This is a genomic window from Mycobacterium sp. E2238 (assembly GCF_001672665.1).
Lineage (GTDB): Bacteria > Actinomycetota > Actinomycetes > Mycobacteriales > Mycobacteriaceae > Mycobacterium.
In genome coordinates this window covers 36053-61213 of sequence record NZ_LZKF01000191.1, presented here as the reverse complement: position 1 = coordinate 61213, position 25161 = coordinate 36053, and the positions used below count along the sequence as shown (strand labels likewise).

The following is a 25161-nucleotide window of genomic DNA, read 5'->3' as shown; positions in this document are numbered from 1 at the left end:
GCAAGCTTACCGAATGGCGTTCAGCGATCAAATCCAGCGGCGGCCGCCGCGCAGACCGCAAGCCTTCGGCGGTGGCGGGTCACGACTGCCTGAAGCCGTCCAGATCGACGGTCACTCCATAACTGATGCCCTCGATGATCACGTCTGACCCGCGCGCGCCCTCGGTCTTCGGTGCCACCCCGAACGGGAGCCGCTGGTTGGGCACCCTCGTGGTGAATGCCCGCAGCACCGCATCCCGCTTGTCGTCCGGAACGGCTTGATCCGCGGTGTCGGCCCCGGTCAGGACCCCGGTCGGCGTGATCACGAGCGTCGACTGGTCGTCCGGGGCGATGGAAAGGTCCACCGAGACGCTGACCCGGTGCTCGAAGTCGGCCGAGTGCGGTGTGCCGCTGAACACCAGGCCATGGCTGTCGGAGATGCCGGACGCGGTGACGCCGCCGGTGGCGGTGTTGGTCTCCTTCGCCGGCGCCTCGACCATCAGGTCGTTGATGCCCATATAACGGCCCAGGTAGTTCGACCCGATGATGATGCGGCTCTCCAGTTTGCCCACCGGCAGCTTGGCAACGGGCCGGATCAGCCAAGACGCGTCGGTCAGATCGACCGCATACATCGTGGCTTCGAGGGTGGCCTTGCCGACCGTTGCATGGTCTACGGCGTTGGCTTTGATCTCCACCTGGTTGTAGTGGTGCCGCATCGCCTGCGGGATGAAGGGAAACGCCACGATGGCGACGAACGGGTCGGACCTCAGATTGGCCGCTTTGCGCACGCTGCAGGACAGCCGGTATTCGGCGTAGATGCTGCTTCCGTAGTCGACGGCGACCGCACCCAGCACAACCGCGGCCACGGCGATCGCCGCGGCCGCCACCCCGATCAGGACCCTGCGCACCCGCATATTGTCGCGTAAGCCTCCGCGCGCCGTGTCGCGGACCGAGTGGGTGGCGGGGCTCACACTGCATCGTCACCACGCAAAAATGGCAGGTGGCAAGTTATCGTTAGGTGGCCTGGCAACTAACGCGTCGTTGCGTTGCGAGTTGTGGAAGATGCCGTTCCCCCGAGCTGGAGGGGCTAGTTGGAGCTATTACTGCTGACCTCGGAGCTGCATCCCGACCCGGTCCTCCCGTCGTTATCGCTGCTCCCTCACACCGTCCGGACGGCACCGGCGGAACCGTCCTCGTTGCTTGAGGCGGGGACTGCGGACGCCGTGCTGGTGGATGCGCGCACCGACTTGTCGTCGGCCCGTGGCCTGTGCCGGCTGTTGAGCACCGCGGGCCGGTCGGTTCCGGTCTTGGCTGTCGTGAGCGAAGGCGGTCTGGTGGCGGTCAGTGCCGATTGGGGGCTGGACGAGATCCTGCTGCCGAGCACCGGACCCGCCGAGATCGACGCCAGGCTGCGACTGGTGGTCGGGCGCCGCGGCGGCCTGGCCGACCAGGAAAGCGCCGGCAAAGTGAGCCTGGGTGAGCTGGTGATCGACGAGGGCACCTACACCGCGAGACTGCGCGGGCGCCCACTCGACCTGACCTACAAAGAGTTCGAGTTGCTCAAGTATCTCGCCCAGCACGCCGGGCGCGTCTTCACCCGTGCGCAACTCCTGCACGAAGTCTGGGGATACGACTTCTTCGGCGGCACCCGCACCGTGGATGTGCACGTGCGTCGGCTGCGCGCCAAGCTCGGCCCCGAATACGAGGCGTTGATCGGCACCGTCCGCAACGTCGGCTACAAAGCCGTCCGGCCGGCCCGTGGCCGCGCCCCGATCACCGGCACCGCCGACGACGAAGCCGCCGAGGACGTCGAGTCCGACTCAGAGGAAATGCAAGAACCCCTGGGCGACCCGTTGCGCAGTCAGTGACCCCGCCCGAGTGGCGCTCGACGCTGACCGCGGACGAACAGCGGCAAGTGCGCGGACTAATAACGGCGACAACGGATTTCGATGGGGTGGCGCCCGTCGGTGAACAGGTGCTGCGCGAGCTCCCGCACGATCGCACCGGGCATCTGCTCATCACCGACGGCGACGAGACCGTGGGTTACCTCAATCTCTCGCGCGACGCAGAGGCCGCAATGGCGGAACTGGTCGTGCATCCGCGGGTCCGCCGGCACGGCTTCGGGACGGCGCTGGCGCGCGCGGCCCTGGCCGAGACCGGCGGACGGAACCGGTTCTGGGCGCACGGCACACTCGAGCCGGCCCGGGCCACCGCCGATGCACTGGGTCTGGTACCGGTACGCGAATTGCTGCAGATGCGCCGCACGCTGCGCGACACCCACGACTTGGTGCGGCCCGTGCCCGGCGTACAGGTCCGCACCTACGCGGGGGCCGCCGACGACGCGGAGCTGCTGCGCGTCAACAACGCCGCCTTCGCCGAGCATCCCGAACAGGGTGGCTGGACCGAAGTGCAGCTGGCCGAGCGGCGCAACGAACCGTGGTTCGACCCGGAAGGGTTGTTCCTCGCTTTCGGCGTGTCCGAAACCGATCAGCCGGGCAAGCTGCTGGGCTTCCACTGGACCAAGGTGCATCCCGACCGACCCGGCTTGGGGGAGGTCTACGTCGTGGGCGTAGACCCGTCGGCGCAGGGGCGCGGGCTGGGGCAGATGCTGACAGCCATCGGGATCGAGTCCTTGGCGCGGCGGCTGGCGGGGGTGGCCGAGCCGACTGTGCTGCTCTACGTGGAATCGGACAACGTCGCCGCGGTGCGCACCTACCAGCGCTTGGGCTTCACCACCTACAGCGTGGACACCGCCTACGCCGTCGCTTCCGATTGACCGACGCGCAGGCGCGGAATGTGCCCCGGATCCGGCCGGGCATATTTTCGCGACGACCTGGCAACCTGTTGGGAGATGGCCGGCGGGGCACACGCGGGCCCGTAGGGGGCAGGAAGCTGGATCGGTGAGGCTCGACAGGGGTGGTGGCAGAGCGCTGGCGGCGCTGGCTGTGGCGCTGGCAGTTGGTATCGGCGGACTGACCGGCTGTGGCAGCGACCAGAACCGCCGCAACGCTTCGGCGGCAACGGTCTCCGGGCCCACGGGCACGGCGGGATGCAGCGGCAAGAACAAGCTGACGGCGGAAGGCTCGACGGCCCAACAAAACGCGATGGCGTTGTTCAACCAGGTCTGGGGCCAGTATTGCCCGGGCAAGAGCGTGTCGTACAACCCAACCGGCTCGGGCGCCGGCCGTGAGCAGTTCATCGCCGGCCATGTCGACTTCGCGGGCGCCGACTCGCCGCTGGCCGCCGACCAGATCGGCCCGGCCGCCGCACGGTGCGAGGGAAACCCGGCGTGGGACTTGCCGCTGGTGTTCGGGCCGATCGCGTTGGTCTACAACCTGGCCGGGGTGCCGGCGTTGGTGGTGAGCAGTGACGCGTTGGCCAAGATCTTCAGCGGGAGGATCACTGCCTGGAATGACCCCATCCTGGCGGCCCTCAACCCGGGCCTCGTGCTGCCCGATACCAAGATCGCACCGATCTACCGAACGGATTCGTCCGGCACGACCGACAACGTGCAGAAGTATCTGACGGCCGCCGCGCCGCAGAGCTGGACCAAAGGCGTGGGCACCGAATTTCAGGGCGGGGTGGGTGAGGGCGCCATGAAGTCCGCCGGCGTCGTCCAAGCCGTGCGGGCGACGCCGGGCGCGATCGGATACGTCGAGAAGGGCTTCGCCGACCAGGGCGGCATGCCGTACGCCCAGATCGCCACCAACAAGGGCGTCGCCGTTCCGCTCACCAACGAGACGGCCGGCAATGCGGTGAAGGCGGCCAACTTTGTGGCCGACGGCAACGACATGGTGCTGGACCTCAACTCGATGTACCGCTCCCAGGAACCCAATGTCTACCCGCTCGTCCTGGCGACCTACGAGATCGTGTGCTCCAAGGGCTCCGACCCGGACACCTCCGGTGCGATCAAGTCTTTTCTCACGGTTGCCGCCGGCAGCGGGCAGACCGAGCTTGCCTCGGCCGGCTATATCCCGCTGCCCGATAAGGTCAAAGAGCGACTGGTTGCTGCGATCAACGCTCTGCAGTGACCAAGTGGCCCCGCGCTTAAGGAGCGAGAGAACTGTGCTGGGATCACAGTGACCACGCCAAACCCGATCGACGCCGGCTCGGGCGCGACCGTCGCCGCGCCCTTCCCGGAGGCGCCGGTGATACCGATCAACCCGTGGGGAGCTGCGCGCCCACACGTCGGGGATCGTGCGTTTCGTTGGCTGGCCAAGGGCTCAGGCTTGCTGATCGTCGTCGTCATCGGGGCAATCGGTGGATTCCTGTTACTGCGGGCCATCCCGGCCTTGAGGCGCAACCGGGAGAACTTTTTCGTCCACGGCGGCAACTGGATCACCACCGACACGTCGGCCATGCACTTCGGCATCTCCGATCTGCTGAAGGTCACCGTGTTCGTGTCGGCGTTCGCGTTGATCCTGGCCATGCCCGTCGCGCTGGGGGTCGCCATCTTCATCACGCAGTACTCGCCGAGGCGCGCCGCCGCCTCGCTGGCCTACGCCGTAGATCTCCTGGCGGGGGTCCCCTCCATCATTTACGGCGTGTGGGGCCTGCATGTGCTGGCGCCGCAGCTGCGACCGCTGGCCACCTGGCTGAACCACTCCCTGGGCTGGTGCTTCCTGTTCGCCGACGGCAACGCGTCGGTGGCCGGCGGCGGCACCATCTTCACCGGCGGCATCGTCCTGGCGGTGATGATCCTGCCGATCATCACCGCCGTCACCCGCGAGGTGTTCGTCCAGGCACCACAGGAGCAGGTCGAGGCCGCGCTGGCCCTGGGCGCCACCCGTTGGGAGGTTGTGCAGACGATCGTGCTGCCGTTCGGGCGGTCGGGATACATCAGCGCAGCGGTGCTGGGACTGGGCCGCGCGATGGGCGAGACGGTCGCCCTGCTGATCATCTTGCGCGGGACGCAGGCGGCGTTCGGCTGGTCGCTGTTCGACGGCGGCTCCACCGTCGCGACCAAGATCGCGGGCACCGTGGCGCAGTTCAATGACCAATACAAGGCCGGCGCATACATCGCCGCGGGGCTGGCGCTCTTCGTGCTCACCTTCCTGGTCGACGCGTTGGCGCGCGGCGCCGCCTCCAAAACCAGATGGGGCGCCGGGCGATGACCTCGATGTTGGACCGCCCGCTGAAGCCGCGCACGTTCTCCCGGCCGAGCCGGCGCCGCCGGGTCACGGATCATGTTGCCGTGGTGCTGGTTTCGCTGTCGATGGTGACTGCGGTGACGCCCCTGCTGTTGGTGCTCTACTCGGTGATCGCCAAGGGCTTCAAGGCGATCGCGTCGACCGTTTGGTGGACCCACTCGCAAGCGGGCATGACGGCCTTCGTGGCCGGCGGCGGCGCCTATCACGCGATCGTCGGCACCGTCTTGCAGGGAGTGGTATGCGCGCTGATCTCCATCCCGATCGGCCTCATGCTCGCCATCTATCTGGCCGAATATGGGGGCGGCACGCCGCTGGGCAGGCTGGCCACGTTCATGGTGGACGTCCTGAGCGGAGTGCCCTCGATCGTGGCGGCGTTGTTCATTTACGCGCTGTTCGTGGCGACGTTGGGCCTTCCTCGCTCCGAGTTCGCGGTGTCGCTCGCGCTGGTTCTGTTGATGCTGCCGGTGATCGTGCGAGCCACCGAGGAGATGCTGCGGATCGTCCCGGTGGACCTTCGCGAGGCCAGTTATGCGCTGGGCATCCCGAAGTGGAAGACGATCGTCAGGGTGGTGCTTCCCACCGGGGTCTCCGGCATCATCACGGGCATCATGCTGGCGGTGGCCAGGGTCATGGGCGAGACGGCCCCGTTGCTGATTCTCGTCGGTTACTCGCAATCTATGAGCTTCGACATCTTCAGTGGATTCATGGGGACGCTACCCGGCATGATGTACAACCAGACCAGCGCCGGTGCCGGCGTGAATCCGGTCCCCACGGATCGGTTGTGGGGTGCCGCCCTAACCCTCATCCTGGTGATCGCCACCATCAACATCGGGGCCCGAGTGATAGCGAAGTTTCTTGGCGCCAGAAAGTCATAGGCAGGAGCACTAAGTGGCAAAGCGGTTGGACCTCAAAGCCGTCAACATCTACTACGGTTCGTTCCACGCGGTAGGGGATGTGACGCTGTCGATCCTGCCCCGCAGTGTGACCGCGTTCATCGGTCCGTCAGGGTGTGGCAAGACGACGGTGCTGCGCACGCTCAACCGGATGCATGAGGTGGTCCCCGGCGGCCGGGTTGAGGGCAGCGTGCTCCTCGACGACGAGGACATCTACGGCGCCGGGGTTGATCCCGTCGGTGTGCGGCGGGCGATCGGAATGGTGTTCCAGCGACCGAACCCGTTCCCCGCCATGTCGATTCGCGACAACGTGGTGGCGGGTTTGAAGCTGCAGGGCGTGCGCAATCGCAAGGTGCTCGACGAGACCGCCGAATACTCGCTGCGGGGCGCGAACCTGTGGGATGAGGTCAAGGACCGGTTGGACAGGCCGGGCGGCGGATTGTCGGGTGGTCAGCAGCAGCGCTTGTGCATCGCGCGGGCGATCGCCGTGCAGCCCGACGTGCTGCTCATGGACGAGCCGTGCTCCGCGCTGGACCCGATCTCGACGATGGCCATCGAGGAGTTGATCAGCGAGCTGAAGCAGGACTACACGATCGTCATCGTCACGCACAACATGCAGCAGGCGGCGCGGGTCAGCGACTACACCGCGTTCTTCAACCTGGAAGCCGTCGGAAAGCCGGGGCGGTTGATCGAGGTCGATGACACCGAGAAGATCTTCTCCAACCCGAGCCAGAAGGCGACGGAGGACTACATCTCCGGCCGCTTCGGCTAGAGCTGATCCGTTATTGCGAGGCCGGGTTCGTTTCCTCTTCGGGCAGCTTGCCGGTCGCCTGGAAGATGACGCGCCTGGCCACTTCGACCGCGTGGTCGGCGAAGCGCTCGTAGAACCGGCCCAGGAGTGTCACGTCGACGGCGGCAGCCACACCGTACTTCCATTCGCGGTCCATCAGCACCGAGAACAGATGGCGGTGCAGATCGTCCATCGCGTCGTCCTCTTCGCGGATCCGGGCGGCCTTCTCCGGATCGCGAGACATCACCACTTCTTGCGCGCTGTTCCCCAATTCGACTGCGACCCTGCCCATTTCGGCGAAGTAGCCATTGACCTCTTCGGGCAGCGCGTGTTGGGGATGCCGGCGTCGGGCGATCTTCGCGACGTGCAGGGCCAGCGCGCCCATCCGGTCGATGTCGGCCACCATTTGAATGGCGCTCACGATGGACCGCAGATCACCGGCGACCGGCGCCTGTAGGGCCAGCAGCACGAAGGCGCTTTCCTCGGCGCGGGCGCTGAGTGTGGCGATCTTCTCGTGATCCGAAATCACCTGTTCGGCCAGCACCAGGTCGGCCTGCAGCAGGGCTTGGGTGGCCCGCTCCATGGCGATGCCCGCCAGCCCGCACATCTCGCCGAGCCGCTCGGATAACTCCGAGAGCTGCTCATGGTAGGCGGTCCGCATGTCGCCAAGCCTACGTTCTCGGCGGAGAAAACGGGCGGTGGAGCGCCGCCAAACGTGCTTACTCGCAGGTGGTGTCGGCGGCGTTGGTGACGGTCAGGTCCTCGGGCAGCTTGGCCGGGGCGCTGCCCGAGCCGCGTTCGATCTGCAAGCTGATCGACGAGCCGCTCGGTTGGGGAGTGGCGACCGACTTGAAGTCGGGTCCGAGCACCACCTGAACGACCTGCCCGTAGCCGGACACTCGCTGCACCTTCGCATTGGCGAAGGAAGACGCCACGGTCGCGGCCGCCTGCTCGTTGCCGGGCGAGAACAACACCGTCGTCGTGTTCACCGAGCTCGGGTAGTCGTCCGGGGTCATCACGTTGAAGCCGTCCCGCTTGAGCTGGCTGGTCGCGGTGGCCGCCAGGCCGCTCTGCGTCGTCGCGTTGGAGACGCGCACCGTGACATCGCTCGGCGTGGTGGTGGTGACCTGCTCGTGTCGGGCCTCGGGCGCCGGGGTGGGGGCCGGCGCATTCTTGGTGGCGGGCGCCTTCATCTGCTCGGACTTGTCATCGGAAGTTCCGAGACTCTTTGCGTTCTGGTCGTTTTCCTCGGGCAGCGGATCGTCGTTGATGATGGCGTCGAACAGTGCCCGCATGTCGGCCATGCGCGGCGGCTCGTCGCCGTTCTGGTCGGTGACGCCGGTCGGCACGGTGACGAACGTGACGTGCCCGGCCGCCATGCCCTGCAACGACTGACCGAGTTGGATCAAGTCTTTCGACTGCACGTTGTCGACGACGGTGTCGCTGATGAACATGTTGACGACATTGTTGAGCTTGTTGAGGTCGAGCAGCGTGTCCTCGGAGATCAGCGAGCGCAGCAGCGAGGACAGGAACAGCTGCTGGCGTTTGATCCGCCCGTAGTCCCCGTTGGTTTCGGTGGTGACCTGGCGGGCTCGCACGTAATTCAGGGCGGTCGAGCCGTCCAAGACTTGGCGGCCACCGTGATCGAGCACCGTGCCGAGCTCGTAGTCATGCAGCGCGGTTTTCGAGCACACCTCCACACCGCCCAGGGCGTCGACCATCTTGGCGAACCCCGCGAAGTCGACGGCGATGAAGCGGTTGATGTTCAAACCGGATAGCTTCTGGATCTCCTTGACCAGACACTTCGGGCCGCCGAAGGCGAATGCCGAGTTCAGTTTGGTCTCGGTGTAGACCATTTTCGGGCCCCAGGATTTGGTCTTCGCGTCGTAGAGGGGCCCGTATTTACCCGTGTCCGGGTTCCACGCCTCGCACTGCATCGGGGTGATCGCCAGGTCGCGCGGGAATGACACCGCCACCACGCGTTTGCGGTTGGCCGGGATGTTGACCAGCATCACGGTGTCCGAACGGGCGCCATCCGCGTCGTCGGTGCTGCCGGCGCCCATGTTCGCGTTGTCACCGGCGCGCGAGTCAAGGCCGACGATCAAGAAGTCTTCGTCCCCGTATTGGCCGTTGCGGTCGCGGATGTCGCTGGAGTCCTGGTCGAGAGCGTTGATGGTGTTGAGCCGGGCGTTCTTCGATGTGCTCCATTGCCACGCCCCGCCGGTCATGGCCAGGGTAAGCGCCGCGAGCAGCGCCGCCACCGAGCGCGCGGCCAGCAGCATCGGCCTGCGGCGCCGGGATGTCCGCCGCTGAGCGTCGCGAGGCTCGTCGGATGAGGATTCCTGGCCGCTCGGATGCTCGGCGGCGTCGAGGTCGGGGAGCTCCGAGACCGCGTCGAGCGAATAGGCCAGGTCCTCGATCACCTGGGTTTTCTGCAGCTCCACCGGCACGTCCGATTCGGCTGGCGTCGGTTCAATGACCGGTTCGACGTCCGGCTCGGCGCGACGGTGGGTGGACCGGCCGGTCGACGGGGCGCCGAGTTTCGCGATCAGGTCGGCGACGCTGACTCCGCCCGCGGTGTGGGATCCGGATTCTTCGTCGTCGGCGGCTCGGGACGGGACCGGCTCGACCGCGGTCTCGGTCTGCCAGAGATGGCGACTGTAGTCAGCCGGGGGCTCCGAGAACCGCTCCCAGGGGGCCGCGCCAAGCGCAGCGCGCCGGGCGCCGCGAGTGGCGTCGTCCTCGGCGTCACGCATGTCTTACCGGCCTCCGAAGCTCTGATGCGGCTGTCAGCGTATCCGTGCGCAATGTCGGCCCAACGCTTGGCATATCAGCGCTGCGGCCCATGCCACCCGTGGGTCGCACTCCTTTGTCGCGCCCGGGCAGCGGCGCGTTACCGATCCGCCGCAGCAACGCGCAATGCAGCAAGGTCCACATCGTACTGAGTTATCTGTCCGGACGCGATTTCGCGCGGTCGATCAGCCTCCGGAGTGCATCACGTCGGCGCCGGCCGGCACGGTGCAGTCATCCGGGTCGGCCAGCCAGCCCTCGGGCAGTGCCACCCTGGCGGGCGAGCCCTGCCGGCCCCGGGGGCCGCTCGCCGCGTCCGGGAAGGGCACACGCCCGTCCAATTGGCTTAGCAGCGAATCGAGTTCGTCGAGCGTCTTGACCATCGCCAGCGCGCGCCGCAGCTCCGAGCCGGCCGGGAAGCCGTGCAGGTACCAGCCGATGTGCTTGCGAATGTCGCGCATGCCCTTGTCCTCGCCGAAGTGCGCGGCCAGCAACCGCCCATGCCGGCGAACGATGTCGGCTACCTCGCCCAGCGTGGGCGGGACGGGAGCCGGGCTGCCGGTGAACGCGGCCGAGAGTTCGGCGAAAAGCCAGGGCCGGCCGAGGCAGCCGCGGCCGATGACGACGCCGTCGCATCCGGTGCTGGCCATCATCGCCAGCGCGTCACTCGCGTCGTAGATGTCGCCGTTACCCAACACCGGGATCGTGGTCACGTGTTGTTTGAGCAGGGCGATCTGCTCCCAATCTGCGGTGCCCGAGTAGCGTTGCGCCGCCGTGCGGGCGTGCAGCGCGACCGCGGCGGCGCCCTCCGATTCGGCGATGCGGCCGGCATCGAGGTGGGTGTGGTGCTCGTCGTCGATGCCGACGCGGAATTTGACGGTCACCGGGATGTCGGTGCCTTCGGTTGCGCGCACCGCCGCGGCGACGATCTGCCCGAACAGCCGACGCTTGTACGGCAGTGCGGCCCCGCCGCCGCGTTTGGTGACCTTGGGCACCGGACAGCCGAAATTCATGTCGATGTGATCGGCCAGGCCCTCGTCGGCGATCATCTTGGCCGCGGCGTACGTGGTCGCCGGATCGACCGTGTAGAGCTGCAACGAGCGCGGCGACTCGTCCGGCGCGAAGGTGGTCATGTGCATGGTGACCGGGTGGCGTTCGACGAGCGCCCGCGCCGTCACCATCTCGCAGACATAGAGCCCGCTGACCGTGCCGACCTTCGACTGCTCTAGTTCACGACACAGGGTTCGAAAGGCAACGTTGGTCACGCCCGCCATTGGGGCCAGCACCACCGGGCTGGCGAGCGTGATGGGACCGATGCGCAACGCTGAGTTACCGGCGGCTCATAGCCAGCTTGCCGGCGGTTTGATGCAGCTCGAACGCGGTGGTCTTCTTGCCGGTTCGGGCTTCCCGCTCGAGCTGGCGCTGCTTCGAGATCTCGAACTTGTCGCAGGCCTGCTCGAGTTCCTTGATCAGCAGGGCGAGGTCGTCGCGCATCGCCGCCGCCTCACCGGTGAAGTCCTCGCGCTCGAAGATGCGCCATTTCTTCAGGACGGGCATGACGACGTCGTCGAGGTGGATGCGGGGATCGTAGACCCCCCCGACGGCGATGAAGACGGCTTTGCGCCGGAACTCGGGAACCTGGTAGCCCGGCATCTGGAAGTTGCGCAGCACCTTGTGCAGCTCTTTCATTGCCTGGTTGGGCGCGATCTCAAACCCGGCCTCGCTGACGTCCCGGTAGAAGATCATGTGCAGGTTCTCGTCGGCGGAGATCTTCGCCAGCAATTGGTCGGCGATGGTCTCGTTGCAGGCCTTGCCGGTGTTGCGGTGCGAAATGCGGGTCGCCAGCTCCTGGAAGGTCACGTAGATGACGGAGTCGAACAGGCTCTCGGCGAACAGGTCGGCCCGAACCTGCTGGTTCTGGCCGGGGCTGAAGCCGCGGTTCACCACCTCGATGCGCAGTTTCTCCAGTTCGACCGGGTCGACCGCACGGGTCACCACCAGGTAGTCACGCAGCGCGATACCGTGCCGGTTCTCCTCGGCGGTCCACCGGTTAACCCACTGGCCCCACGGGCCGTCCAGGCCGAAGTTCATCGCGATCTCGCGGTGATATGACGGCAGGTTGTCTTCCGTCATCAGGTTCTGCACCATCGCCACCTGGGCGAGATCGGAGAGCTTGCTCTCCTCGGGGTGCCAGTCCTGCCCGCCCAGCGCGTAGAAGTTCTTGCCGTCCGACCACGGGATGTAGTCGTGCGGGTTCCAGTTCTTGTGCATGCTCTCGTGCCGGTTGAGGCACTTCTCGACCACCGGTTCGAGCTCGTGTAGCAGCTGTAGGTTTGTCAGCTCCGCTGACATGGGGCCTCCAGTTATCTGTGTCGACGGGTAGCAGTCAATATATCTGTGTACATCAGTAGCATCAAGCTGCCCGGCCGCGCGCCGCGGTAACGGTTAGATGCCATATTCTGCGCGCCGCGCGGTCCACAAGTGCACGTTTTACGAGTTGCCGGCGCGCCACGGTCGGTAAACAGACAGCCGCGCTTAACCCAGGTCTGGGGCGGGCACGTACGGGGCCGCCGTGATGTACAGGATGTCGACGCAGTAGTCGATGAATTGTTTGCGCGTCGCGCCGAGCTGGCCGTTCAGGTATGCGGTGAACAGGCTGGACAGGCCGCCGACCAGGCTGGTGGCGATCATCTTCTGCAGCACGGGATCGCCGATCCGCGACAACTTGCGCTGGAGCAGTTCGATGAAGCTGGGCATCCACTCCGCACCCGAGCGCGTCAATACCGGCTCGACCGCCGGGGCCAGCAACAACACGCGCCCACGGATCGGGTCGTCGACCATGAGCTCGACGAACTTTTCGACGGCCTCGCGTGGGGTGTTCGCGGAGGTGAGGGTATTCATTGCGCGCGTACATACGTCGTCGTAGACCGCGCGCACGAATTCGTCGCGGTCCGAAAAGCTTTCGTAGAAGTAGCGTTCGGTCAGCGCGGCTTTGCGGCACACGGCACGCACGGTCAACGCCGGTCGACTGTCGCTGCCGAGCAATTGGACACCGGCGGCGATGAGGTCGTCGCGGCGGAGGGCAAGGCGATCCCCCAAGGGGACGCCGGTCCAACGGCCCCGTCGTTGACCGGACTGCACATCGCTCCTAAGCTTTAAATTGACAACGCGTGTAGTCAGATTTGCAGATACCTACAGGAACCCAATAGTGCCTCAACATACGTCCGGACCCTGTCCGCTGACCAGCGACGTCGCTTCGGCTACACCCGAGGACGAGGTGCCCGGTGTGGCCGGCGGCTGCCCGGTGTCGCCCCTCGGTTACGACGCGCCACCACTCCCGCTCGGCCCCGAATCGCTGACCTGGCGGTACTTCGGCGACTGGCGCGGCATGCTGCAGGGGCCGTTCGCGGGATCCATGCAGAACATGCATCCCCAGTTGGGCGCCGCCGTCGAGCAACACTCGACGTTCTTCCGGGAACCGTTGCCGCGGGTGATGCGGTCGCTGTACCCGATCGGCGGGGTGGTCTTCGACGGAGACCGCGCTCCGACGACGGGTGCCGAGGTCCGCGACTACCACACCGACATCAAGGGTGTGGATGACCAAGGGCGTCGGTATCACGCACTGAACCCCGACGTCTTTTATTGGGCACACTCCACTTTCTTCATGGGAACAATCCTGGTGGCCGAACGGTTCGGCGGCGGTCTGACCGAAGCCGAAAAGCGGCAACTCTTCGACGAACACATTCAGTGGTACCGGATGTACGGCATGAGCATGCGTCCGGTGCCAAAGACCTGGGAAGAGTTTCAGGCCTACTGGGACCACATGTGCCGCAACGTGTTAGAGGACAATTACGCGACGCGGGCAGTGCTCGACCTGACCATATATGACAAGCTGCCGATCGCTCCGTGGCTGCCGGATTGGCTGTGGGGTGGCCTGACCAAGCTGTCGCGGCCGTTCTTCGTTTGGCTCACAGTCGGCTTGTACCACCCAGCCGTTCGCGAACGGTTGGGCTTTCAGTGGACCGACCGCGACGAGTGGTTGCACCGGCGCTTCGGCAAGCTGGTGCGGCTGATCTTCGCGTTTGTACCGCCCAGGTACCGCAAGCACCCGCGGGCCCGTGCCGGCCTAGACCGCGCCTCCGGGCGCATCCCGCCCGACGCGCCGCTGCCCCAGACGCCGGCACGCAACCTGCCGCCGCTGGACCGGCGCGGCGACCCAAGCCACTACTGCCCCCAGGTTTAGCGCCCTCTAGTGGACGTGACCGTGCACGTCCTCCAGGCCCGCCTGGTGCACGTGCGGATGGCTGTGCTCGGTGCCGTCGGCGTGGCCGTGGGCGTGTTCATGCTGGACGTGGTCGTGTTCATGCGCGATGTGTGCGTGCGCGTGGGTGACGTCGCCGTGCTCGTGTTCGTGCGCGTGCGGCGCGTCATGTGTGTGCTGCTCGGTCATGATGCGTCTCCCTGGGTCAAAGGCGTTGTGCCAACTTCTCATTCACTTGGTGCCGCTGCCCCGCCGGCTCTGTGTGGGCGCTGATTCGGCGACCGCCTTCAGGCCGCCATCCCTGCGGTGATGGCCGGGCACGCCCGGACCCGCGTGCTCGGCGTTGAAGACCGCGTCCATGACGAGCTGACGGACGTGGTCGTTTTCGAGGCTGTAGAAGATGGTGGTTCCCTCCCGGCGGGTGCGGACCAAGCGCGCCATCCGCAGCTTCGCCAGGTGCTGGGAGACCGACGGCGCCGGCTTGCGGACGTGTTCGGCGAGTTCGTTGACCGACATCTCGCGGTCGGTCAGCGACCACAGCACCTGCACGCGGGTGGCGTCGGCCAGCATCCGGAAGACCTCAACCACCAGACTCGCCTGATCGTCCGGCAACCGGCCTTCGCTACTACCTGCATGCATACGCAAATAGTATTCAAGCTGCGCGGCGCTGCCAACGGCTGCTTGCTCGGGCTTCCTAGGATGACGGGACGACCGTGGACCGGCGCTGACCACCGTTGCCCTCGTTCCAGAGCCGGTACACCTCCAGCGCGCCTTCTTGGGGCTGGTAGCGCATTGGCAGACGTCGCCGGTCCCAGCTCTTGGCGAATTCGTCGTAGAAGGTGGAGACCTCGAAGTACTTGCGGTCATCGAGGTAGTACCGCTCGTAGGCCTCGCGGGTGATCAGGAAGACGACTTCCTTGGGCGAGCAGTAGTACAGCGAGCCGAGGCACATCGGACACGGATGGGCCATCACGTAGATCGTGCAGTCGACCAGGTGCTCGGTGCCCAGCTTCATGCACGCCTCCCGGATGGCCAGGATTTCCGCGTGGGCCGTCGGGTCGTGCGTCTGGGCCACTTTGTTGGCGCTCTCGGCGAGGACCTCCCCGTCTTTGACGATCACCGTCGCGAACGGCCGACCGCCCTCCGCGACGTTGCGCCGGGCCAGGTCGATCGTCCGCTGGGCGAAGTCGGTCATAGGCCGGAGGGTAGTCCCGCGGGCTTCGGGACTGAGTCCTGTGATACTGACTAGATCATCTATTTAATTGGTCGGGATGAGGGAGCACCATGGCGCGCACCGATCGAGACCGTTGGGACCTGGCGACGAGCGTGGGTGCGACGGCGACGATGGTCGCCGCCCAGCGCGCCCTGTCCTCCGACGCGAAGCTGATCGACGACCCCTATGCGGCGCCGCTGGTGCGCGCCGTCGGGATCGACGTCTACGTCCGGCTGGTGAACGGCGAGATCCCGGCCGGTGGGGCTTCCGAGTTCGATCCGCACCGGATGGCGCGGGGGATGGCTTGCCGCACAAGGTTTTATGACGACTTCTTCTTGGACGCAACGCGGAGCGGGATCAGCCAGGCGGTGATCCTGGCGTCGGGGCTTGACGCGCGCGCCTACCGCCTGCCGTGGCCGGCGGGCACCGTCGTCTATGAGGTCGACATGCCGCAGGTCATCGAATTCAAGACGCTGACCCTGGACGATCTGGGCGCCGAGCCGACTGCCGAGCGGCGCACCGTCGCCATCGACCTGCGTGACGACTGGGCCACGGCGCTGCGCGCCGCCGGATTCGATCCGCAGGCTCCGTCGGCGTGGAGCGCCGAGGGTCTACTGGTGTATTTGCCCGAGGCGGCCCAGGACGCGCTGTTCGACAACATCACCGCGTTGAGCGCTCCCGGCAGCCGGCTGGCCTTCGACTTCGTGCCGGACACCGCCGTTTTCGCCGACCCCCGCTGGCGCGCCCACCACGACCGGATGAGCGAGCTCGGGTTCGAGGTCGACTTCAACGACCTCGTCTATCACGGGGAGCGCAGCCACATCGTCGACCACCTCGACGAGCGTGGTTGGCGGACGTCGTCGCGCACGGTCGCGGAACTGCACGCGGCCAACGGCTTCGTCTACGCCGACGACGAGGTCGCCCAAGCCTTCGCCGATGTCACCTACAGCAGCGCGGTGCTCGGGCGCTGAGTGCCGATCGACCGAGGCCAAAAACGCTTCGGTGCCCCCACTAGGACTCGAACCTAGGACCTGCGGATTAAAAGTCCGTAGCTCTACCAACTGAGCTATAGGGGCCGCGGAGATTCAGGATACTTGGGCCACAAACCCGGCTCGTTTGAGGATTGGGCACACAGTGACCTAAGCTGACGTGGCTCCTAACGAAACCACGTTGCGAGTACCCCGGAGTGATTCGGTTCTGGCCCCCATCGTCTAGTGGCCTAGGACGCCGCCCTTTCACGGCGGTAGCACGGGTTCGAATCCCGTTGGGGGTACGCGACGCGGCGACGCGGAGCAGCAGCAAGGCCCTGTGGCGCAGTTGGTTAGCGCGCCGCCCTGTCACGGCGGAGGTCGCGGGTTCGAGTCCCGTCAGGGTCGCCAACTCGGCGAGGCACTACATGCCTTCCGGCCAGGTAGCTCAGTCGGTACGAGCGTCCGCCTGAAAAGCGGAAGGTCGGCGGTTCGATCCCGCCCCTGGCCACCAGTCTTGATGACACGGAGTGGTCCTCTGAGCATCCGCGGGCCTGGAATCCGTGCCGATGCGTCTGAGCTAGATGAACGCGGGCATCGATTCCCAGCCTCGGACAGCCGACGCTGATGACAAGTGTGCGTTCTGGGTGTCGATGTCCCATTCGGGGAAGCGCTTGAAAATTTCCTCGAGCGCGATTCGTGCCTCCAGCCTGGCGAGTGCCGCTCCTAGGCAGAAGTGAGCTCCCACGCTGAATGCCAGGTGCTGACGCGGCTGGCGATGAATGTCGAACCGGTCTCCGTCAGGCGGGAATTGGCGATGGTCGCGGCACGCTGATGCGATCAGCGGCATCATGACGCTGCCTTCGGGCACTGTGTGGCCGTACCACTCGGTATCACGGGTGACGTAGCGGGCGAGGTGCGGTACGGGGGGTTCGTAGCGCAGCAGCTCCTCGATCGTCTGCGGAATCAACCGATGGTCGGCTGCGATTTCGCGCCGCTGGTCGGAGTGGTCGGCGAGGACTTTTCCGGCCCAGCCGAGGAGTCGGGTGGTGGTCTCGTTGCCTGCGGAGGCGACGAGGCTGATGTAAAGCAGGATTTCGTCGCGAGTCAGGGTTCGGCGGACTCCTGTCTCGTCGTCGAATTCGACGTTGAGGAGTTCGGTCGTGATGTCGTCGGAGGGGTGTTCGGCGCGCCAGTCGAGATAGGCGGCGAACACCTCGTCGTAGTGGACGCCTTCCGAGGCCAGTGTCATGGGTTGGCCGGCCTCGGTGAGCAACGAGGCATTCGAGCGTTCCCGGACATGTTCTTGGGCGTCTTCGGGAATGCCGACCAGCATTCCGATGACTCTCATCGGCATCTGAGCGCCGAGATCGGCGATGAAATCGAAACGTCCAGTCCCGACGAGAGGGTCGAGACATTGTGCGCAAAATGCGCGAATCTTGTCCTCGAGTTCGGCGATCTTGCGGGGGGTGAACATCCGCGCGAGCAATTTGCGATGGATGTCATGAACCGGTGGGTCTTCGAAAACGATGATCCCGGGCGGTATTTCGATGTTCGCTTTGATCACTTCGAGGATCATTCCGCGGGCTGAACTGAACGTGGCGGTGTCGACAAGCGCACGACTCACGTCCTGGAAACGACTGAGCGCATAGAAATCGTATTGCTCGTTGTAGTACAGCGGCGACTCCTCGCGCAGCCGCCGGAACGTCGGGTAGGGATCGGCCAGAAGTCCCACATCGTAGGGGTCGTACCGAATGTCGTTGACCTCAGTCACGGTCATGGTCCGTTCTCCTGGTGCAGTGAAACCTGCCGATTCCTTGGCTGTATCACAGCAGACCTAGCGCCAACTGACAAGACAAATCAGAGCAGAATGTCGCGTCAGTCGTCGACAGTCGCGGATCCCCGCGGTGTGGTGAACAAGAACTTCAGCGCGGCAGGTGAGCGCGTATTGCTGAGATTTCGCATGGACTGGCACGTGCGAAGCGACAAGATATCGTTGACCCTGGCCCCAGCTCGCAATACTTTTAGCGATAGGTTGTCACGTCACACCGAACTGGAGCACGATGATGGGCCTTAACCTTGCGTAGCCATGGATGGTCGGGCCACACGCCGGCCTCCGATGAGGAAGCCGTCAACAGGATTCTGGACGCGGTTGACTCCTTGGTCGCCGAAGGTGGATCGGCTATCCGCGTCAGCGACTTGGCCCGCGTTCTGGGAGTAAGCCGCCAGACCATCTACCGTTACTTTCCCGGGGCTGAAGCGCTTGTGGTCGGCAGCCAAATGCGTTCGGCTAACGGCTTTCTCGATCGTTTAGCCGATCACCTGCGTGGGTGGACAAATCCGGCGGCTGCCGTCGTCGAGGGCGTAGCATTCGCGGCCGAGGAGTTCGCCGACGACCCGCTGATGGCGCGCGTCCTACATTCACGGCTACCGGGTGGCACGTCGGCCTCCTTCACCGCCGGTGCGGCATTTGGTCTCGGACGAGAAATGTTCCGACGATATGACGTCGACTGGGCCGCCCATGGCTTCGACCACGCTGCGATGGACGACCTCATCGAACTCGCTGTACGCACACTCCAGTCGATTCTGCTCGATCCTCCCGAGCGGCCACTCAACCCACTGGCACTCCGCAGTCTTGTGGGCAGATGGCTTGGACCGGCCGTCCTCTACCGCCAGCTGACCCGCGACATCGATGCACTAACCGCTCTCACGCACGCCAGCCAACTGGCTTCCAGCGCTCGCGGATCAGTCAGATTGGCGTGACAGATAATTGTCGGCCGCTCCCTCAACCTCGAGAGGAGCTATCAGAACGGTCTCTCGTGGCCCCGCGACCCCGCGATCGCCTTCGCCGGGCTTTCGAATCACGTTCTGGTTCAAGAGGTTCAACGGATTGCGGTGGGACCCCCACAAGCGTCTGACATCCGCACGGTCACGACGGGTGGCGGATTTTCGGATTGACCCCGAGTTCTCGGGTTACTCACACGGGTCACGAACCACAACGGCTCGGATCCGCAGCTCGACAAGCCGATCCGGTGGGCGATGTCTGCTCTGCGCTGGTCACCCAAGCCTTCGGTGGCGGCGCTGACCAGCGTGGCCGCGGCGGCACTGGCGTCCCCTCTGCGGAGACGGGTCTCCTTGAAGAACTAGGCAAGCGCCACAGTCTCGGTCTACGCGGCCGCCGTAGCAATATAGGGGCGCTGCGAGGGCGAGCAGCAAACATCATGCTTGCGCGGCGCCAGCACGGGTATTCCTGTGAACACGATGACAGCGAAGCCCGACCTGCGCACGGAAGAAATCGACTCATGTGTGCGCGTCTACGGGACGCGAGTCCACAATCTGCGTGGTGTCGACGTCGTAGCGCCCCGCGACGCGCTGGTCGCGTTCACCGGGATCTCCGGATCCGGAAAATCGTCGTTGGCCTTCGGGACCATCTATGCCGAGGCCCAGCGCCGCTATTTCGAATCGGTCGCCCCTTACGCCCGTCGCCTGCTGCTGCCAGCCGGCGCGCCGAAGGTAGATGACATCACCGGCCTACCGCCCGCCGTCGCATTGCAGCAGCGCCGCGGTTCGGCGACGTCGAGGTCGACGGTCGGCACCGTCACCACCCTGTCGAACCTGCTGAGGATGTTGTTCTCCCGCGCGGGAACGTACCCGCCGGGGACCACGGAACGACTGGACTCCGATGCGTTCTCCCCGAACACGGCGGTGGGGGCGTGCCCCGAATGCCACGGGTTGGGGCGAATCCATCGGGTGACCGAAGAGACACTGGTACCGGACCCTTCGCTGACCATCCGCGAAGGCGCCGTCGCCGCGTGGCCGGGCGCGTGGCAGGGCCAAAACCTACGCGACATTCTGGTCACGCTGGGGTACGACATCGACAAACCGTGGCGAAAACTTCCCAAGCGTCAGCGCAATTGGATCCTGTTCACCGATGAGCAGCCCACCGTCGAAATCGACCCGCGCCAGCATCCCGTGCAGGCCGACTACTACTACAACGGGACGTTCTCCAGCGCCGAACGCCACGTCCGCCACACGTTGGCCAACTCCCATAGCGCGATGATGCGTCGCCGCGTGCTGCAATTCGTCGACAGCGTCGAATGCCCACTGTGCGACGGATCTGGGCTGCGGCCGGAGGCGCTGAGGGTGACATTCGCCGGGCGCACCATCGCCGACTACGCGGGGATGCCGTTGGCCGAGCTTGCTGACGCCCTGCGCCCGACGGCTTCTCGGAAGGATGCCGCCGCCGCGTACGAGTCAACGGAATCCGGTGAACTGACGGAAGTGGCGACGATGATCGCCGCCGACCTCGTCGCCCGCGTGCAGGTACTCCTCGATCTCGGCCTTGGCTATCTCACGCTTAGTCGCCGCACCCCGACAGTGTCACCCGGCGAATTGCAGAGGTTGCGGCTGGCCACCCAGCTGCGCGCCGGCTTGTTCGGCGTGCTTTATGTGCTCGACGAGCCGTCGGCGGGACTGCACCCGGCCGACGCCGAACCGCTACTCGACGTACTCGATCGCCTACGGCGCGCGGGCAATTCCTTATTCGTAGTCGAGCACGACATGGACGTGGTACGCCGTGCCGATTGGATCGTCGACGTCGGACCCGGGGCCGGGGAGCTTGGCGGCAGTGTGCTCTACAGCGGCCCGGTGCCGGGCCTCGCCGACATCGAGAAATCGGTCACTCGCCGGTACCTTTTCGACGGGGCCAGCCCACCGCCTCGTCAACCCCGGACCCAGTCCGGGCAGTTGCGGCTGCGCGGGATCTGCTTCCACAATTTGCGCGACCTTGATGTGGACCTGCCACTGGGTGTGTACACCGCGGTCACCGGGGTGTCCGGCTCAGGCAAGTCGACGCTCGTCGTCAAGGTCCTCGGCGACGTTGTGAACAGCCACCTCGGCACGGGGCGCGCAGCCGAGCCGGCCCATGCCGATGACGACGAAACCGACTCCGAGGTAGTCGATCTCGATCGCGACGCGAGCGTCGGCGTGACGGTCGAAGGCGTCGAGAAGATCAATCGGTTGGTATCCGTCGACCAGCGCCCAATCGGGCGCACGCCGCGCTCGACATTGGCGACCTATACCGGCTTGTTCGACGCCGTGCGCCAAGAATTCGCCGCGACTCCGAAGGCCCGTCGCCGCGGTTGGACAGCGGGCCGGTTTTCGTTCAACGTGTCCGAAGGTCGCTGCCCAACCTGCCAGGGCGAGGGGTTCGTCTCGGTCGAATTGTTGTTTCTGCCGGGCACATACGCCACATGCCCGGCGTGTCAGGGAGCGCGTTACTCCGACGAGACACTCGAGGTACGGTACCGCGGCCGCACGATCGCCGACGTGCTCGCGATGACCGTCGATGAGGCCTCGGACTTTCTTGCCGACGTGACGAAGGCGGCGCGGAGCCTGTCCACGTTGCGAGAGGTCGGACTTGGCTATCTCCGTCTCGGACAGCCCGCGACTGAGCTGTCAGGTGGTGAGGCGCAGCGCATCAAGCTTGCCTCCGAACTCCAGCGGCCGCGCCGAGGGCATTCCCTCTACGTCCTCGACGAGCCGACCACCGGGCTGCACCCCGCAGATGTGGATCTGCTCGATCGCCAACTGCACCGCCTGGTCGACGCGGGCAATACCGTGGTGGTGGCCGAACACGACATGCGGATGGTCGCGGGTGCCGACTGGGTAATCGACCTAGGGCCCGGAGCCGGCAGCGACGGCGGTCGAGTTGTCGCGGCGGGTACGCCCGAAGCGGTTGCACGTGCGAAACACAGCCGAACCGCGCCATATTTGGCTAAACGGTTGGCGCTTCCTGTAATTCGATGAGAAATCTCGTCGGTCTTGGCAAAACCACTCGTGACAAAGCCTCGTCGCGCCATTCGCTCGAAGTAGACGTTACGGTCGCCTGGCTGTGCTCTTGGTCAGCGACGAGTCGGCATACGCCACCGGGGCGCAGTTCGTCGTAGATGGCGGACTCACCAGTTATGTCCCGGTGAAATCTAGACCTGAAGCTACCCGAGCACGGGAAGCAACAGCCGCGACGACGAGCGCACGGTGTTCAGGCTGGACGTGCCGACGCTGGCATGCCGGAAGTTCATGATTGCCGGCGTCGAGGGGTCTTGGTCGTCGCTGGTCAGCGTCAGCCGAATGCGGTGGCCCGCCTTGAACCGGCGGGCGTTGGGAACCAACGGGATTCGATACTCGACATCCTCTCCCGGGGGCACCGCTTGCGGGTTGCGGCAGGGTAGGACCGGCGCGCCGGGCCGGCTGGCCGCGTCGTCGACCTCGCGCAGGCTGGCGCGCAACCAGCCCGCGGTCACGTCGCTCGTTTCCCCGTCGGGTGCCACATCCTGCAGGGTCGCAATCCACGCGGTGTCCATCGCCGTCGCCGAGGCCACCAGCCGCAGCTCGATATCGCCGACTACATCGACGTCCATGCTCAGCGGCGCGCTGGTCCACACCAGCAGCGACGGCGGATCGATCTCGCTGGGCTTGACGCGGCCAAGGCCCGACCCCAGCACCATGAATTCGCGAACGCCCGGCTCGCCCTCGTCGGCGTCCAAACCACCGTCGGCGCGCAGGGCCAACTCCCGATGCAATGCCTTCGGCGGCCAGGAGTCGGCGGTATGCCACTCGTCGGCGCCCGGCAGGAAGTAGCGGACCGGCGGCCCGTCGGTGATCCCGGTGTCGCGCCCCTTCAACCAGTGGTCATACCAGGCCAACGCCTCGGTGTGCATGCTTTCCCACGGCCAGGTCAGCCCGTACTCGCCGAGCATCACCATCCGCACACACGTGGTGTCCGACAACGCGTTCCAAGCGGCGAAGGTCGATGGCAGGTGTAGTGGCACGTTCTGCCAATCACACCCCAAGTAGACCGGGATATCGATTTTCTTGAGCAGTGGCAACAGGTTTCGTTCCTCCCACCACTCGTCCCGCGTCGGGTGCTTGACCACCGCCTCCTGCCATAGTTCGTCCCATGGGTGCGGATTGTGTGGCAGCCTGAGCAATTGGCGCAGCATGGTTACCGCTGCCTCGCCGTTCATGGTCTCGAATTTCTTGTGGACGCCCGGAGTGTTGAGGACGCGCCGTGCCAACCCGACTGGCTTGCTGCGCCACAGCTTGTCGCTGCGGTCGGAGGTCAGGCCCATCATGGCGAGAAACGGGGTAATGAACGATGAACTCAACAGCCCGTGGTGGTTGGCGCCCTCGTACAGGTCGCTCGTCACGGCGAGGGGAAAGATCGCTTTGAGATGCGGCGGCCGCTCGACGGCGGCCTCCAGTTGGGTCATCGCGAAATAACTGATGCCGATCATGCCAACGTTTCCGTCGCACCACGGCTGAGCGGCGGTCCACTCCACCAGGTCGTGCACGTCCCGGCGTTCCTGTGCATCGAAGAAATTGAACGTGCCCTCGGAGCCGCAGGTGCCGCGTAGGTTGGCGATGACGTGGATGTAGCCGCGCGGCACCCAGAAGTCCGTTTTGCCGGCCTCGATGAAACCCGCCGGGGCGCCGAGGTCCTGCATCTGGCGCGGATACGGCGAGGCGGCCAACAGCGCCGGGAAGCGGCCGTCGGCGTCGGGCCGGTGAACGTCGGCCAAAAGCGTTGCGCCGTCTCGCATTCTGATCGCGGTGTTGATGTCGGTGCGCGACGCGTACCGCGGCTCGCTGAGGTTCCGGTATTCCCGGCCGGTGGTCTGCGGGCCATTGAGGGTGGTCATAGTTTCACGCTACGTTGAAACTAGTCTCAACGCAAGGTGAAACTTCGGGTATGGTGGGACGGTGGCGCAGCGATCGATCACCCCCGGCCCGCGCGACGAGCGCGGCGTGCTGGCGGCGCGCATTCTGGCCGCGGCCCGCGACGAATTCGCCGAACATGGCTGGGCCGGCACGGCCATTCGTGCCGTCGCCCGTAGCGCGGACGTCGACCCGGCGCTGATCTATCACTATTTCGGCTCCAAGGAGGGCCTGCTCGATGCGGCCACCACGCCGCCACAGAAATGGCTGGATGCGGTGGCAGCGACGTGGGCGACGCCCAAGGCCGACCTGGGTCGGCAACTGATCCGCACCGTGTTGGACACGTGGACCGACGAGGAGGTCGGGCCGATCCTGCGGGCGGTGGTGTTGACCGCCGCCCACGAGGACAAGACCCGAGACAAACTGCGGCTGATCGTCGAACGCGGACTGATCGGCGGTTCCACCCTGGGCGCCGACGAGGACGAACGACTGCGGCGCAGTGGTTTGATCGCCACCCAGCTGATCGGCTTCGCACTGTTGCGCTACGTCTGGAAGATGGAGCCGATCGCGTCGATGCCCGAGGATGAGGTGGTGGCGGCGATGGCGCCGAACCTGCAACGCTATGTCGAGGGCGACATCTCCTAGCAGTTAACGCGACCCGGCGCGGCCAGCCGCGACAATGATCGGATGCGTCACTTGCGCCCCGCCCTTGCGTTAGCGGTCGCGGTCTCCGGGATCGGAACCGCCCAGGCGAGTCCAGATGTCCCGGCGGTAAGTGATGCGGCTCGCGCCGCCGGGTTCGTCGACGTCCGCACCGCGGTCCCCGACGCCATCATCGACCTGCGCTACGCGACCACTAACAACTTCACCCACACGCAGCTGTACCCCTCCGACGCCCGATGCCTGGTGCACCAGTCGATGGCGTCCGGACTGGCGACGGCCGCGACGGCACTGCGCCCGCAGGGGCACCTGCTCGTGTTCTGGGACTGCTACCGGCCCCACGACGTCCAGGTCAAGATGTTCAACGTCGTGCCCAACCCGGCGTGGGTCGCCCGGCCCGGGCAGTATGCGCACAGTCACGAGTCGGGGCGCTCAGTGGACGTGACGTTGACGACGACGCAGCAGCCGTGCGCGTCCGGGCTGCACGCCGGGGGGCTCTGCTTGGCGGACATGGGCACCGACTTCGACGATTTCTCCTCGCGCGCAAACGCTTTCGCAACCCAAGGGATCAGCGCCGACGCCCAGGCGAACCGGGCCGCGCTGCGGGACGCCATGAAGTACGGCGGGCTCGCCCCCTACTCCGGGGAGTGGTGGCACTTCGATGGCCCCGGTGCCGCGGTCGACCGTCCGATCCTCAACGTGCCGGTGGACTGATCTCATATATTGAGATATCCATTTCAAA

The 25161-nt window shown here is 65.7% G+C and carries 23 protein-coding genes and 4 tRNA genes; 15 read left to right on the top strand and 12 right to left on the bottom strand.

What is annotated here, in order from left to right; all coding sequences use genetic code 11:
• Window positions 1-79: 79 nt before the first annotated feature.
• Window positions 80-892 (bottom strand): mannan chain length control protein LmeA, encoded by an 813-nt coding sequence (gene lmeA, locus A5711_RS17410; protein ID WP_067948623.1) that lies wholly within the window; start codon window positions 890-892, stop codon window positions 80-82.
• A 177-nt stretch (window positions 893-1069) separates the two neighbouring features.
• Between lmeA and A5711_RS17405 the strand changes: the two genes are divergently transcribed.
• The 6 genes from A5711_RS17405 (at window position 1070) to pstB (ending at window position 6793) form a co-directional block, all read left to right on the top strand.
• Window positions 1070-1846 carry a response regulator transcription factor gene (locus A5711_RS17405; protein WP_067948621.1) on the top strand — a complete coding sequence of 259 codons (777 nt, stop codon included), beginning with the start codon at window positions 1070-1072 and terminating at the stop codon, window positions 1844-1846.
• On the top strand, window positions 1843-2754 hold the full coding sequence (gene mshD, locus A5711_RS17400) for a mycothiol synthase (protein ID WP_067948619.1): 912 nt from the start codon (window positions 1843-1845) through the stop codon (window positions 2752-2754). Before A5711_RS17405 ends, mshD begins: the two co-directional genes overlap by 4 nt.
• Before the next feature lie 124 nt (window positions 2755-2878).
• Entirely contained in the window at window positions 2879-4009 is a 1131-nt protein-coding gene (gene pstS, locus A5711_RS17395; RefSeq protein WP_067948617.1) for a phosphate ABC transporter substrate-binding protein PstS, read from the top strand.
• 48 nt (window positions 4010-4057) lie between these two features.
• On the top strand, window positions 4058-5092 hold the full coding sequence (gene pstC / locus A5711_RS17390; RefSeq protein ID WP_369829945.1) for a phosphate ABC transporter permease subunit PstC: 1035 nt from the start codon (window positions 4058-4060) through the stop codon (window positions 5090-5092).
• Window positions 5089-6003 carry a phosphate ABC transporter permease PstA gene (pstA, locus tag A5711_RS17385; RefSeq protein ID WP_067948674.1) on the top strand — a complete coding sequence of 305 codons (915 nt, stop codon included), beginning with the start codon at window positions 5089-5091 and terminating at the stop codon, window positions 6001-6003. Before pstC ends, pstA begins: the two co-directional genes overlap by 4 nt.
• 13 nt (window positions 6004-6016) lie before the next feature.
• Complete coding sequence (gene pstB, locus A5711_RS17380; protein WP_046186002.1) at window positions 6017-6793, top strand: phosphate ABC transporter ATP-binding protein PstB; 777 nt, start codon at window positions 6017-6019, stop codon at window positions 6791-6793.
• Between the two features lie 10 nt (window positions 6794-6803).
• Here pstB and phoU read toward each other — a convergent pair whose 3' ends face one another.
• The 5 genes from phoU to A5711_RS17355 all read right to left on the bottom strand — a co-directional run bounded on the left by phoU (window position 6804) and on the right by A5711_RS17355 (window position 12742).
• Entirely contained in the window at window positions 6804-7472 is a 669-nt protein-coding gene (gene phoU, locus A5711_RS17375; protein ID WP_067948613.1) for a phosphate signaling complex protein PhoU, read from the bottom strand.
• 58 nt (window positions 7473-7530) lie between these two features.
• A complete protein-coding gene (locus tag A5711_RS17370) occupies window positions 7531-9567 on the bottom strand; it encodes an LCP family protein (protein WP_067948611.1) in 2037 nt (678 codons plus the stop codon).
• A gap of 222 nt (window positions 9568-9789) precedes the next feature.
• The gene (gene dusB / locus A5711_RS17365; RefSeq protein WP_067948609.1) at window positions 9790-10923 is read right to left on the bottom strand and encodes a tRNA dihydrouridine synthase DusB; all 1134 of its coding nucleotides are present in this window, start codon (window positions 10921-10923) and stop codon (window positions 9790-9792) included.
• A 7-nt stretch (window positions 10924-10930) separates the two neighbouring features.
• A complete protein-coding gene (locus A5711_RS17360; protein WP_067948607.1) occupies window positions 10931-11953 on the bottom strand; it encodes an acyl-ACP desaturase in 1023 nt (340 codons plus the stop codon).
• Between the two features lie 183 nt (window positions 11954-12136).
• Window positions 12137-12742, bottom strand: a complete 606-nt coding sequence (locus tag A5711_RS17355) for a TetR/AcrR family transcriptional regulator (RefSeq protein WP_067948605.1) — start codon at window positions 12740-12742, stop codon at window positions 12137-12139.
• 67 nt (window positions 12743-12809) lie between these two features.
• Here A5711_RS17355 and A5711_RS17350 point away from each other — a divergent pair, with 67 nt between their 5' ends.
• On the top strand, window positions 12810-13844 hold the full coding sequence (locus A5711_RS17350) for an oxygenase MpaB family protein (RefSeq protein ID WP_067948603.1): 1035 nt from the start codon (window positions 12810-12812) through the stop codon (window positions 13842-13844).
• A 6-nt stretch (window positions 13845-13850) separates the two neighbouring features.
• Here the strand turns inward: A5711_RS17350 and A5711_RS17345 are convergent, their stop codons facing one another.
• Genes A5711_RS17345 through A5711_RS17335 form a run of 3 tightly spaced genes read right to left on the bottom strand, consistent with a single transcriptional unit; the run spans window position 13851 to window position 15057 of the window.
• Window positions 13851-14051 carry a zinc transporter Slc39a7 gene (locus tag A5711_RS17345; protein WP_067948601.1) on the bottom strand — a complete coding sequence of 67 codons (201 nt, stop codon included), beginning with the start codon at window positions 14049-14051 and terminating at the stop codon, window positions 13851-13853.
• Window positions 14052-14093: 42 nt separating this feature from the next.
• Window positions 14094-14501 (bottom strand): metalloregulator ArsR/SmtB family transcription factor, encoded by a 408-nt coding sequence (locus tag A5711_RS17340; RefSeq protein ID WP_082953309.1) that lies wholly within the window; start codon window positions 14499-14501, stop codon window positions 14094-14096.
• Window positions 14502-14556: 55 nt separating this feature from the next.
• Window positions 14557-15057 carry a nucleoside deaminase gene (locus A5711_RS17335; RefSeq protein WP_067948600.1) on the bottom strand — a complete coding sequence of 167 codons (501 nt, stop codon included), beginning with the start codon at window positions 15055-15057 and terminating at the stop codon, window positions 14557-14559.
• 89 nt (window positions 15058-15146) lie between these two features.
• Between A5711_RS17335 and A5711_RS17330 the strand changes: the two genes are divergently transcribed.
• The gene (locus A5711_RS17330) at window positions 15147-16046 is read left to right on the top strand and encodes a class I SAM-dependent methyltransferase (protein WP_067948598.1); all 900 of its coding nucleotides are present in this window, start codon (window positions 15147-15149) and stop codon (window positions 16044-16046) included.
• Window positions 16047-16078: 32 nt separating this feature from the next.
• Here the strand turns inward: A5711_RS17330 and A5711_RS17325 are convergent.
• Window positions 16079-16151, bottom strand: a tRNA-Lys gene (locus A5711_RS17325).
• Between the two features lie 124 nt (window positions 16152-16275).
• Between A5711_RS17325 and A5711_RS17320 the strand changes: the two genes are divergently transcribed.
• From A5711_RS17320 to A5711_RS17310, 3 genes are all read left to right on the top strand, one after another.
• A tRNA-Glu gene (locus tag A5711_RS17320) sits at window positions 16276-16348 on the top strand.
• Window positions 16349-16377: 29 nt separating this feature from the next.
• Window positions 16378-16454, top strand: a tRNA-Asp gene (locus A5711_RS17315).
• Between the two features lie 26 nt (window positions 16455-16480).
• A tRNA-Phe gene (locus A5711_RS17310) sits at window positions 16481-16557 on the top strand.
• Window positions 16558-16623: 66 nt separating this feature from the next.
• On the opposite strand, the gene A5711_RS17305 is transcribed toward A5711_RS17310, so the two are convergent.
• The gene (locus A5711_RS17305) at window positions 16624-17823 is read right to left on the bottom strand and encodes a cytochrome P450 (RefSeq protein ID WP_067948596.1); all 1200 of its coding nucleotides are present in this window, start codon (window positions 17821-17823) and stop codon (window positions 16624-16626) included.
• Window positions 17824-18122: 299 nt separating this feature from the next.
• On the opposite strand from A5711_RS17305, the gene A5711_RS17300 reads away from it, so the two are divergent.
• Window positions 18123-18806, top strand: coding sequence for a TetR/AcrR family transcriptional regulator (locus A5711_RS17300; RefSeq protein ID WP_067948594.1), 684 nt, complete (start codon window positions 18123-18125; stop codon window positions 18804-18806).
• A gap of 498 nt (window positions 18807-19304) precedes the next feature.
• Window positions 19305-21851, top strand: a complete 2547-nt coding sequence (locus A5711_RS17295) for an excinuclease ABC subunit UvrA (protein WP_067948592.1) — start codon at window positions 19305-19307, stop codon at window positions 21849-21851.
• Window positions 21852-22036: 185 nt separating this feature from the next.
• Here A5711_RS17295 and A5711_RS17290 read toward each other — a convergent pair whose 3' ends face one another.
• A complete protein-coding gene (locus A5711_RS17290) occupies window positions 22037-23743 on the bottom strand; it encodes a CocE/NonD family hydrolase (protein ID WP_067948590.1) in 1707 nt (568 codons plus the stop codon).
• A 76-nt stretch (window positions 23744-23819) separates the two neighbouring features.
• On the opposite strand from A5711_RS17290, the gene A5711_RS17285 reads away from it, so the two are divergent.
• Entirely contained in the window at window positions 23820-24404 is a 585-nt protein-coding gene (locus A5711_RS17285) for a TetR family transcriptional regulator (RefSeq protein WP_369806099.1), read from the top strand.
• Between the two features lie 42 nt (window positions 24405-24446).
• On the top strand, window positions 24447-25133 hold the full coding sequence (locus A5711_RS17280; protein ID WP_067948586.1) for a M15 family metallopeptidase: 687 nt from the start codon (window positions 24447-24449) through the stop codon (window positions 25131-25133).
• The last annotated feature ends 28 nt before the right edge of the window (window positions 25134-25161 follow it).